This is a genomic window from Paraplanobispora takensis (genome assembly GCF_016863195.1).
Taxonomy (GTDB): domain Bacteria; phylum Actinomycetota; class Actinomycetes; order Streptosporangiales; family Streptosporangiaceae; genus Planobispora; species Planobispora takensis.
In genome coordinates this window covers 18,650-29,658 of record NZ_BOOK01000081.1, presented here as the reverse complement: position 1 = coordinate 29,658, position 11,009 = coordinate 18,650, and the positions used below count along the sequence as shown (strand labels likewise).

10 protein-coding genes are annotated in these 11,009 nt (G+C 72.1%); 6 read left to right on the top strand and 4 right to left on the bottom strand.

Annotation, left to right across the window (positions count from 1 at the left end; all coding sequences use genetic code 11):
* Positions 1 to 536: 536 nt before the first annotated feature.
* The 3 genes from Pta02_RS38865 to Pta02_RS38855 all read left to right on the top strand — a co-directional run bounded on the left by Pta02_RS38865 (position 537) and on the right by Pta02_RS38855 (position 4,101).
* A complete protein-coding gene (locus Pta02_RS38865; RefSeq protein WP_203880045.1) occupies positions 537 to 833 on the top strand; it encodes a CBS domain-containing protein in 297 nt (98 codons plus the stop codon).
* Positions 834 to 1,059: 226 nt separating this feature from the next.
* A complete protein-coding gene (locus Pta02_RS38860) occupies positions 1,060 to 2,721 on the top strand; it encodes an alpha/beta fold hydrolase (protein ID WP_203880044.1) in 1,662 nt (553 codons plus the stop codon).
* Positions 2,722 to 2,952: 231 nt separating this feature from the next.
* Complete coding sequence (locus tag Pta02_RS38855) at positions 2,953 to 4,101, top strand: aromatic ring-hydroxylating oxygenase subunit alpha (RefSeq protein WP_239131562.1); 1,149 nt, start codon at positions 2,953 to 2,955, stop codon at positions 4,099 to 4,101.
* Here the strand turns inward: Pta02_RS38855 and Pta02_RS38850 are convergent.
* Positions 4,096 to 4,689, bottom strand: coding sequence for a TetR/AcrR family transcriptional regulator (locus Pta02_RS38850; protein WP_203880043.1), 594 nt, complete (start codon positions 4,687 to 4,689; stop codon positions 4,096 to 4,098). The two genes, Pta02_RS38855 and Pta02_RS38850, sit on opposite strands and share 6 nt — an antisense overlap.
* Positions 4,690 to 4,847: 158 nt before the next feature.
* On the opposite strand from Pta02_RS38850, the gene Pta02_RS38845 reads away from it, so the two are divergent.
* The 3 genes from Pta02_RS38845 to infA all read left to right on the top strand — a co-directional run bounded on the left by Pta02_RS38845 (position 4,848) and on the right by infA (position 8,049).
* Positions 4,848 to 6,704 (top strand): cellulase family glycosylhydrolase, encoded by a 1,857-nt coding sequence (locus Pta02_RS38845; RefSeq protein ID WP_239131561.1) that lies wholly within the window; start codon positions 4,848 to 4,850, stop codon positions 6,702 to 6,704.
* A gap of 260 nt (positions 6,705 to 6,964) precedes the next feature.
* Positions 6,965 to 7,768: a GNAT family N-acetyltransferase gene (locus tag Pta02_RS38840; RefSeq protein ID WP_203880041.1), complete on the top strand. Its 804-nt coding sequence runs from the start codon at positions 6,965 to 6,967 to the stop codon at positions 7,766 to 7,768.
* 56 nt (positions 7,769 to 7,824) lie between these two features.
* Entirely contained in the window at positions 7,825 to 8,049 is a 225-nt protein-coding gene (gene infA, locus Pta02_RS38835) for a translation initiation factor IF-1 (protein WP_203880040.1), read from the top strand.
* Positions 8,050 to 8,054: 5 nt separating this feature from the next.
* Here the strand turns inward: infA and Pta02_RS38830 are convergent, their stop codons facing one another.
* The 3 genes from Pta02_RS38830 to trpB are packed head-to-tail and all read right to left on the bottom strand — an operon-like array spanning position 8,055 to position 10,852.
* Positions 8,055 to 8,810 carry a GntR family transcriptional regulator gene (locus tag Pta02_RS38830; protein WP_203880039.1) on the bottom strand — a complete coding sequence of 252 codons (756 nt, stop codon included), beginning with the start codon at positions 8,808 to 8,810 and terminating at the stop codon, positions 8,055 to 8,057.
* A 9-nt stretch (positions 8,811 to 8,819) separates the two neighbouring features.
* Positions 8,820 to 9,647, bottom strand: a complete 828-nt coding sequence (gene trpA, locus Pta02_RS38825; protein WP_239131560.1) for a tryptophan synthase subunit alpha — start codon at positions 9,645 to 9,647, stop codon at positions 8,820 to 8,822.
* On the bottom strand, positions 9,644 to 10,852 hold the full coding sequence (trpB, locus tag Pta02_RS38820; protein WP_203880038.1) for a tryptophan synthase subunit beta: 1,209 nt from the start codon (positions 10,850 to 10,852) through the stop codon (positions 9,644 to 9,646). Before trpB ends, trpA begins: the two co-directional genes overlap by 4 nt.
* Between the last annotated feature and the right edge of the window lie 157 nt (positions 10,853 to 11,009).

Sequence of the window (11,009 nt, the reverse complement as noted above, 5' to 3'; positions counted from 1 at the left end):
CCCGCCATGCCCTCAGGTGGGCGTCATGTCCTCACGTGAGAAGACGCGGCGCCGACGGGGTGACGTACGTCTCATCGCTTCGAAGAAGGCGTCCGGTTCCGCTTCTGAGGACCCCGGCCGGAACGTCCCGGCCGCGCCGCCGCCTCCCGAGGAATCCGCCCCTGAGGTGTGATCCGCGTTTGCACGGGTCGCGTGGGCAGGGCCGGAAGTCATCCGCAGCCGGGCCCGCTCGGCGGCGGTCAACATCATCCCCACCACCACCGGTGCGGCCCGCATGGCCGCGGAAGGATGACCGGCCGCCGGGGATCGGGATGCCGCCGAGGGATCCGGAACGGTTCCAACGTCCCCGCAGGCGGGGGACGTCGCGCTCTGCCCTGGAACGCCGTCGTCTCCGATGATGGGGGCGGGGTGAGAACGATGAGCGATCCGCGTACCCCCTCCTCCGGTCCCGTCGCCGTCGTCCCGCATCACACCGGTCACCCGGACACCGGACCGGCCGTGACAGCGGGGGCGCACACTTCTGCCAAGGAGGAACGATGGACGCCAAGACCCCGACCACCGAGGCGCTGACCGCCGGGCAGGTGATGAGCCGTGTTCTGGTCACGATCCCTCCCGAGGAGTCGCCGCTGATGGCCTGGGAGCCGATGCGCCGGGCGGAGGTCCACCATCTGCCGGTGCTCGACGGCCGTGGCCGCCTGATCGGGATGATCACCACCGTGGACGTGCTGAAGGCCGTGGCCGGGCGCGCCCCCGGCGCCGAGCAGGAGGGAGAGGTGCGCACCGCGCTGTTCCGCATCGAACCCGTGGCGTTCTCACCGCGGGATCCCGCCTGACACCCCGCCGCTCCGGCATCAAACCGAAGATCACATTTACGGCAATAGTCAGGATCTTCTGGATCATGGCGTTGTATCGTGCTGCCGTCGATTTGTCGCGGTCAACACGGGGGCCGCGTTCGCCGCCGCCGGCTTCGAGAGTCGTCGCGGCTGCCGACAGACGATGACCTGGGCCGACCGGGTGCTCCATCCGCGGGCCCGTCGGCCGATCGGCGATTGGAGCACTGTGTCGAGAAGATCCCCCCTGCTGGCCGTCGCCTTCGCGGCGATGGCGACGCTGTTACCCGTATCACCGGCCGTCGCCGCGGGCCCCGGAAACGCAGTCGCGGCCACCCCGAAGCCCTCGGTGACCCCGACGGCGTCGCCGGCTCCGACGACCTCACCGGCCCCGGTCCCCGGCAAGGGCCGCATCAACTGGGCTCCCTGCGAGGAGGAGCCCTCCGCCGAGTGCGGCAGGCTGGCGGTGCCGATCGACTGGTCCCGTCCGAACGGGCCCACCGTCGAGCTGGCCGTCGCCCGCCGAAAGGCCACCGATCCCGCGGCCCGCGTCGGGTCCCTGGTGATCAACCCGGGCGGTCCGGGCGGGTCGGGCGTGGAGGCCGCCTACGGCGCTCCCGGTTTCTTCACCCCGGAGCTGCAGAGGCACTTCGACATCGTCGGCTTCGACCCGCGGGGCGTGGGCCGCAGCCACCCGGTGATCTGCTCGGCGTCGGTGTACAACCAGATGCCGTACGCCGTCATGAAGAGCCAGGCCGACTTCGCCCGGTGGAGCGCCTACGCCAAGAAGCTGCGCGCGGACTGCCGGGCCCGTACCGGCCCCCTGTACGACCACGTCGACTCGGTCAACGTCGCTCGCGACCTGGACGCCCTGCGCGCCGCGCTGGGGGAGGAGAAGCTCACCTTCTACGGGATCTCGTACGGCACGCTGATCGGCCAGATGTACGCCGAGCTGTTCCCGGACCGGATCCGGGCCATGGCCCTGGACAGCAACATGGACCACAGCCTCGGCGTCAAGGCCTTCCTCGACAGTGAGGCCGCCGCCGTCGAGGACGCCTTCGACCAGTTCGTCGGCTGGTGCGACCAGGAGCCAGGCTGCGCTCTGCACGGCAAGGACGTGCGGGAGGTGTGGGAGAGGATCCTGGCCAAGGCCCGCAGCGGCAAGCTGTACTACCCGGGTGTCACCGACCGCCCGATGACCGAGATCCAGGTGCTGTGGCAGGGCGTGCTGGGCAACGAGGGACCCGCCTGGCAGCTGCTGAGCGAGATGCTGCGCGCCCTGGACGGCGGGGAGCCGCCGGAGTGGGTGCCCCCGCTGCCCGGCCGCCAGCCCGTCTCGGGCGAGGTCGCCCACCTGCCCACCGCGATCCTGTGCCAGGACTACAAGCTGCCGGTGCGCAACTACAGGGAATACGCCCACCTTCTGCGCAGCGGCAACCGTCACGCCCCGGACATGCGCTACAACCCGATGCCGATCGAGGACCTGCCCGTCTGCCTGGGCCACCCCACCACCAACCCGCAGCACCGGCTGCGCTACACGGGCAGCGCCCCGATCCTGCTGGGCAACTCCCTGCACGACCCCTCGACGCCGTACTCGTGGTCGGCCAACGTGGCCCGGCAGTTCGGCCCCAAGGCGCGCCTGATCACCTACGAGGGCTGGGGCCACCGCATCTACGGCAAGGACGAGTGCAGCACGGTGCCGATCGACAACTACCTGATCTCACTGACCCTGCCCCCGTACGGCTTCCGCTGCCCGGTGGGCGGCCGGGTCGAGGCCCTGACCGCGAAGAAGAAGCAGCAGCAGCGTGAGCTGTGGCCGACCGACAGGCTTCCCTGGAGCGCCCCGCTTCCGGTCTCCTCCCGTCCGCAGGCCGCCGGCGCGTCCGGCTGAGCCCAGAGTGACTCCGGCCCGGTTCCGTCATGCCGCCACGGCATGGCGGAGCCGGGCCGCATTTCCGGGGGCGGCGATCACCGGTCGGCGCGCTGTCCGGCGGGCCCGCCCGGGGGCTTGAAACCCGGCGAAAAGGATCTTACGCTCAATTAGGCCGACACAGGATTTCTGTGCCGTCTCACGGGATGACCACTCGGCCCCGTGCGCCTGGTGTCATGTATCGGAGGTACGGTGACACCGCACTCGATCCCCGAAATCGATCACATCTCAGCCGGATACGACCCCGACCCGGCGCTGTCGATGTCGTTGCACGCCGACGCCTACACGGATCCGAAGTGGTTCGCGGTCGAGCAGCGGGCGATCTTCGCGCGCACCTGGCAGTGGCTGTGCCATGTGGAGAAGCTGCGGGAGCCCGGGAGCTATGTGACGGGCACGGTGGCCGGCATGCCGATCGTCGCCGTCCGGGACGAGGCCGGCGCGTTGCGGGCGTTCTACAACGTGTGCAAGCACCGGGCGCACGAACTGCTGTCCGGTTCCGGCGTCCGGCGCAGCATCGTGTGCCCCTACCACGCCTGGAACTTCGACCTCGCCGGCCGGTTGAGGCGGGCGCGCAACACCGGCGGCATGCCGGGCTTCGACACCTCCGCGGTGTGCCTGGAGCAGGTCCGGGTCGCCGAGTTCGGCGGCATGGTCTACGTCAACCTCGACCCCGGGGCGGCCCCGCTGCCGGAGCAGGCCGGGGACCTGGAGGCGGAGATCCGGGCGCGGGCGCCGGACGTGGCCGAGCTGACCCTCGCCCGCCGGCTCACCTACGACATCGCCTCCAACTGGAAGAACGTCGTCGACAACTTCCTGGAGTGCTACCCCTGCCACGTGGCCCACAAGGACTTCGTGTCCCTGGTCGACATGAGCACCTACCGGGTCACCACCCACGGGATCTACTCCAGCCACATGGCCCAGGCCGGAAAGGCGGAGAACTCCGCCTACGACGTGTCGGGCGCGACGGTCACCGAGCACGCGGTCTGGTGGCTGTGGCCCAACACCTGCCTGCTGCGCTATCCGGGCCGCGGGAACTTCATGGTGCTGCAGATCATCCCCGACGGCCCGGAACGTACGCACGAGACCTGGGACTTCTATCTGGAGACCGCCGAGGCCGACGAGGCCGAGCTGGACAGCATCCGCTACATCGACGAGGTCCTCCAGGTGGAGGACATCGCCTTGGTGGAGAGCGTCCAGCGCGGCATGCGCACCCCCGCGTTCACCCAGGGGAAGATCGTTCACGATCCCGGCGGCTCCGGGCTGTCGGAGCACGCGGTCCATCATTTCCACGGCCTCGTCCTGGAGGCCTACCGGCGCGAGCTCGAAGGATCCGGCTCATGACGGGGGGCGGGGCGCGGCGATGAGGCGGGCGAGCGCGGCCGCGAACCGGGCGGGGTCGACGTCGGCCGGTGGCCGGCCGAAGAACTCGCGGGACAGGTGATAGCCGGTCAGGGCGGAGACCATGACCGCGAGCAGCGCGTGCGGATCGTCGTCGTCCGAGACGCCCGGCAGGTCCCGCCGCAGGTGATCGGCCTCCTCGGCGATGCCCCGGTCCAGGAGGGCGTCGCCGATCCTGCCGGTGAGTTCGGGGAACCGGCCGTGCTCGCGGGCCAGCAGGGTGATCAGCGGCCTGATGCGGGCCATGTAGTCGAGCTGCTGCAACAGGCGGCGGGCGAGGGCGTCCTGTGAGTCGCCGGTGAGGGGGCCGCGTTCGAAGGCCCGGCGGTGCTGCTGGGCGCGCTCGAGTTCGCGTTCGAACAGCTCGCCGAACACGTGCTCCTTGGAGCGGAAATGCCGGTAGAAGCTGCCGCTGCCGGGGGAGAGCCCGGCCCGTTCCTCGATGTCGGTGACGGCCGTCCCGCCGAAGCCGCGCTGCTGGATCAGCTCCAGGGCGGCGTCGAGGATGCGCTCACGTGTGGTGGATGGCACGGATGCAAGATAGCTCTTGCAACTGCAAGAAGATTCTTGCACAGTGAGGGTCCCGGCTGAAAGGCCGTGCCATGCCAGTGATGCGTGTGTCCTCCGTGTCAGCCCGTTCGTCAGCCCGTTCGTCGGGCCGTTCGCTCCGTTCACTCCGTTCGGTCCGGGTGGCCTCGGCCGTCCTCGCAGCGGTGGCCGGTGTGGCCGCCGCCGGCGCGGCCCCGGCGAGGGCGGACGACGGGCAGGGGGCCGTCGTGGTGGCTCCCGGACAGCAGGGCTGGGTGTTCCGGGACGCCGACGGCCGTGAGGTGACCCTGCGCGGCTTCAACGTCTCCGGCAGCGCCAAGCTGTACGAGAACGGCCTGCTGCCGTTCCGCACGAGCGCGGACGCCGCCAGGTCCGCCCAGGCGATGCGCGATCTGACCGGTGCCAACGCGGTCCGCTTCCTGATCGGCTGGGAGGGGGTCCAGCCCGCCCCCGGCCGGATCGACCACGCCTACCTCGACCGGGCCGTCGCGCAGATCAGGGCGTTCACCGATCGCGGGTTCCGCGTCCTGCTGGACTACCACCAGGACCTCTACTCCTCCCACCTGTTCAACCCCGGCAGCTGGTACACCGGGGACGGCGCGCCCGAGTGGGTGATCCGGGCCGGCGGCTATCCCAGGGAGTCCTGCGGCATCTGCCTGCTGTGGGGGCAGAACATGCAGACCAACGCCGCCGTACGGCAGGCCGCCCACGACTTCTGGCACAACCGGGTGCTCACCACCCCCGCCGGGCCGGTCGGCGTCCAGGACGCCTACCTCGCCCAGGCCAAGGCGGCCATGACGTACCTGAAGCAGCGACTGCCGCAGAGCGCCTTCGACGGCATCGTCGGCCTCGACCCGTTCAACGAGCCCTTCGACGGCGGCCTGGACGGCGGCACGGGCCTGGACTGGGAGAAGAACCACCTGATGCCCTTCTACCAGCGCTTCCGTACCGCCATGGACGAAGCGGGCTGGGACGCCAAACCCGCCTTCGTCGAGCCGCTGGTCTTCTGGAACACCGGCTTCTTCGAGCAGGGCGGCATGACCTCGGCCGGCCGGCTGGGCACCCGGATGGTGTTCAACAGCCACTACTACGACGGCGCCCGGATGACCCTGGACCCCTCGCCCGCCTCGGACGGGACCTACGCCGCCGCCATGAACGAGATCCGGCGGCGGGCCACCGACCTGGGCACCGCGCCGCTGGTGTCGGAGTTCGGGAACAAGCTGTCCGGGACGGGCAGCGACCGCACCCCCTGGATGATCCGCGCGATGTACCAGGCCATGGACTCCGGCCTGGCCGGCCGCGACTGGTGGAGCGGGCCGGCGGCGGGCGGCTCGGTGCTGTCGTCGATGCAGTGGCACTGGGACCTCTACAGCGGCCGCCACCGCGAGCTCATGAACGGCAACCCCGGCAAGGTGCAGACCGAGGGCGACGGATGGAACGACGAGGACCACTCGGTCGTGGCCGCCGACGAGGCGGGCGGGCTCGCGCTCCGGCTGGACGCGCGCGTGCTGGACCGGCTCTACCCCTCGGCGGTCGACGGCGACACCCTGGCCTTCGCCTTCGAGGACCTGGCCCGTTCCGGATACGGCGGCGCCGGCCGGCAGCAGGCGTGGCTCACCGTCCCGTCCTCGATGCCCGGCCTGGCCGCCCTCGTCAAGGACCGCCAGTACGGCGTGCTGGTGTGGAGGGGATCGGTCGGCGCCGCTCCCACGGAGCTGCACCTGCCGCGCTCGTTCACTCCGGCGGGCACCGTGGTCGTCGGCGACCTCGGCACGGTCGACGGCGTGCCCGCCTCCGGCCCCGTCAGGGCCGTCCACGAATCCGGCTCCTCCTCGGCGTACAAGCTGCAGCTCACCGCGGCCCCCGGATCGCCGGGCGCGGTGCACACCGCCCTCGTCGTCAACACCACGACCGGCGCACCCGTGACCGCCGGGCAACTGGCCGCGGCCCGGACCGAGCTGTCCGCCTGGACGAACCGCCGCTTCCCCGCCGGCTGAGCCTCGACGTGCGCCTTCCGGCCCGGGACCGCGGGCCGGAAGGCGCACGGCAACCGGCGGTGGGTCGCGGCGATGCGGAAAACGGCTGGACGGGACGGCGTTCGCGCCGGTAATGTGCCGCGAACCGTGACAGACCCGGAGGAGGTGAGACCCGTGAACGTTGTTCGAAGTGGGTGCTCCCCCTCGCAGTCACGGCCGGGCGGCTGACACAGGTGTCGCCGGGAGTGCCTCGACAAGGCGATCCCGAAAGGCGGCGACCAATGAGTTCAGCACGTTTCACCCCGGGCATGGACAAGCATGCCGTAATGATCACCCGGGTCGCGGAGACGCAGTGGCACGCCGTGGAGGACGACCTGACGGTCGGCCGCGGCTACACCTCTCTCAGGCCCGACGGGCGGATGTTCCTCAGCATCGACGCGTGGCACGGCGCGGCCTTCGACCGGCTCGCCGAGACCATGCTGGCGGACCTGCCCAGGCCGCTGTACACGGTGGCCGACGGGGCCGACCTCGACCTGGTGTCGGACTGGGAACGGGCCGGCTTCACGATGCGGCGCCGCGAGTGGGAGTATCTCGTGCCCACCGATCCGCAGGTCACCGGACTCGGCTCGGCGCCGCCGGCGGGCGTGACGATAGTGGCCGTCGGCCGGGCGGAGCGGGGGCCTCTGCTCACGCTGGAGCGCGTGATCCGCGAGGAGGTCGAGGCCACCGTCGGATGGCGGGAGATGCCCGCCGAGGTGCCGCCCCGCCCGGACGGCGCCACCACGGTGGACCCGTCGCAGTACGCGGTGGCGGCACAGGGCGATGAGTACGTGGGACTGCTCCGGGTGACGACGGTGCTGCGGCAGCCGCGGTGCAGGCGGATCGGGCTGATCGCCGTGCGGTCCGGCCGGCAGCGCCGCGGCGTCGCCCGGGCGCTGCTCGCCCATGTGCTGGGCTCGCTGCACCGCTGCGGGATCGAGGCGGCCTCGGCCGATGTGAACGAATCCAACGGGGCGGCCGTGGCGCTGTTCGAGGGCGTCGGCGCCCGGCGTGTGAACAGCAGCCTGGAGCTGGTGCTGCGCTGAGGCCCCCGCCCGTCACCGCACGACCTCACAGACACCGACCGGACAAGGACGACGACATGGCAAGAACGACAGAAGGCATAGAAGTCGAGGGCACCGTCATCGAGTGCCTGCGCAACGCCACCTTCAGGGTGGAGCTCGAGAACGGGCACAAGGTGCTGGCGCACATCAGCGGGAAGATACGGAAGAACTACATCAAGATCCTGCCGTACGACCGGGTGCTGGTGGAACTCAGCGCCTACGACCTCACCCGCGGCCGGATCCTCTACCGCTACAGGACGTAGCGGCCTCAGCTGGTGGCGCCCCAGGTGACGGACAGGCCGGTGGCGGCGCGTTCGGTGCGGATCTCCATCATGCTGCCGAGGATGGTGGCCTGGTCCGACACCACGGGCGTGGCGTCGAGGGTGTAGGTGATCCGGGTGCTGAGGAGCACCGGGCTGCCCGGCGGCTCGTGGAGGTGGCCGGCGGCGGCGGGGTCGAGCAGGCCGGGCCGGACCACCTCGGTCGCCCGGGCGACCGCCACCCCCGCGTCGGCGAGGGCGGTGTAGAGGGAGACGGCGGTGAAGTCGCGCTCGCGGATCCGCTCGGCCACCGGCCGGCGGACCCAGGACACCTGGTGTACGGCGGGGCGGCCCGCGAACTCGCGGACCCGCTCCAGCCGCAGGGCGGTGTCGCCGGGCCGCAGCCGCAGCTCCGCGGCGATCCGGGCGGGGACCCGGCGCACCGCCCGCCCGGCCACCGCGGTGCGCACGTCGTGGCCCTGCTTGCGCAGGTCGTCGACCAGGCTGCGCAGCGAGTCGAGCTGGTAGGCCAGGTGGGGCGGGGCGACGAACGTGCCCTTGCCGGGCCGCTGCACGATCAGCCGCTCGTCGCTGAGCTCCCGCAACGCCTGGCGCAGCGTCATGAGGGTCACCCCGTAGGAGGCGCTCAGCTCCCGTTGCGGCGGCAGCGCCTGACCGGGGGCGTAGTGTCCCGAGCGGATCTTCGCGGCGAGGTCGGCGGCGATGGCGCGGTATCTCGCCTCGTGCCCGGCGTCGGGGGTCATCGCGGTCGGTCACACTCCTGGTTGAGAGCCTGCGTCGAGGGCTCGGCGCAGGGTCGCGAGGAAGACCCGCAGGTCGTCCGGCCCGGCCCCGTCGAGCACCCGCCGCATGACCGCGGCGCCGACCACCACGCCGTCGGCGTGCCGGCGGGCTTCGCGTGCCTGGTCCGGGGTGGAAATGCCAAATCCTAGCAAGACCGGCCGGTCGGTGACGCGCCTGATCCGCCCGGTGAGCCCGGCCGCCGAGGCGGCGAGGGCGGCCCGCTCCCCGGTGGTGCCCATCAGCGAGACCGCGTAGACGAATCCGCGGCTGCGGGAGGAGATCTCCGCCAGCCGCGGCTGCGGCGTCGCCGGCGAGGCGAGCAGGACCAGCTCGATCCCGGCGCCGGCGGCCGCGTCGGTCAGCTCGCCGGCCTCGTGCACCGGCAGGTCGGGCACGATCAGGCCGGCGACGCCGGCCCGGCGCAGCGCGGCGCAGAACGCCTCGGGGCCGTCGTGCAGCACCAGGTTGTAGTAGGTGCTGACGACCAGCGGCACGCCCGGGTCCGGCATGGCGGACAGGTCGGCGAGGATCCGGCGGGTGCTCGCCCCCCGGGCCAGCGCCGTCTCGCCGGCCTGCTGGATGGTGACGCCGTCCAGCGTGGGGTCGGAGAAGGGCAGGCCGACCTCGATCGCGTCCGCCCCGGCGGCGGCGAACGCCCGCAGGTAGTCCGTCCAGCCGGGTGTGATCCCCGCGGTGAGGTACGGCATGAGCAGGCCGCGGCCGGTGCCGCGGCGGGCACGCAGGTGGCGTTCGACCGTGCCCGCGGCCGGGGTGGGGCCCGGGGTGGGATTCGTCACAGCAGCTCCTTCAGGGTTGAGACGTCCTTGTCGCCCCGGCCGGACAACGTCATCAGCACCGTCGATCCCGCGGGCAGCTCGCCGTCGCCCGCCGCGCGGATCACCCAGGCGAGGGCGTGCGCCGATTCGAGCGCCGGGACGATGCCCTCGGTGCGCGCCAGCCGTACCGCCGCGCCGACCGCCTCCTCGTCGGTCACCGTGACGTAGCGGGCCCGGCCCAGGTCGCGCAGGTGGGCGTGCTCCGGGCCGACTCCCGGGTAGTCGAGCCCGGCGGCGATGGAGTGCGCCTGGGTGATCTGCCCCTCGTCGTCCTGCAGGAACAGCGAGCGGCAGCCGTGCAGGACGCCGAGCCGGCCGCGGGCCGCCCCGGCGCCGCCCTGCGCCTCGACACCGACCAGGCGCGCGGGGGTGTCGGCGAATCCGGCGAACGTGCCGGCCGCGTTGGAGCCGCCGCCGACGCACGCGACCACGTGGTCCGGCACGCCGGTCCGCAGCTCGGCGGCGCACTGCCCGCGGGCCTCCTCGCCGATGACCCGCTGGAACTCCCTGACCATCCACGGGTAGGGATCCGGCCCGACGACCGAGCCGATGCAGTAGTGGGAATCGCCGGTCGCGCCCACCCAGTGCCGCATGGCCTGGCTGGTGGCGTCCTTGAGGGTGCGGCTGCCCGTGGTCACCGGGACCACCTCGGCGCCCAGCATCCGCATCCGGAAGACGTTCAGCGCCTGCCGCTCGATGTCGCGCTCGCCCATGAACACCGTGGCCTCCAAGCCGAGCAGCGCGGCGGCGGTCGCGGTGGCCACCCCGTGCTGGCCGGCCCCCGTCTCGGCGATCAGCCTGCGCCGTCCCATCCGGGCGGCCAGCAGCGCCTGGCCCAGCACGTTGTTGATCTTGTGGGACCCGGTGTGGGTGAGATCCTCGCGCTTGAGGTACAGCCGCACGCCCAGCGCCTGCGACAGCCGCTCGGCCGGGGTGAGCGGGGTCGGCCGCCCGGCGTGCAGGGCCAGCAGCCGCGCCAGGGCGCCGCGGAACCCCGGGTCCGCCCAGGCCTGCCGGAAGGCCTCCTCCACCTCGCGGCACGCCTCCACCAGGGACTCCGGCGCGTACCGCCCGCCGTACTCGCCGAATCGGCCCCGCGCTTCGGGCTCACCCATCGTCGTCCCGTCCGGCGGGACCGGCTCACGCCACAGCGGCACGTCTCGCATGTCATGCTCCAATCGTTCTATAACTCCTGGATGAGTTCTATAACAGTGAGTGTGGCACGGGTGGCGTCGGCGCGCCAGCGCCGCAGGCCCTCGGGGTGTTCGGGGCAGCGGCGCGCACACTGCTGACGGCCGGCGGGAAATCCCGGTGCGGAGGGCC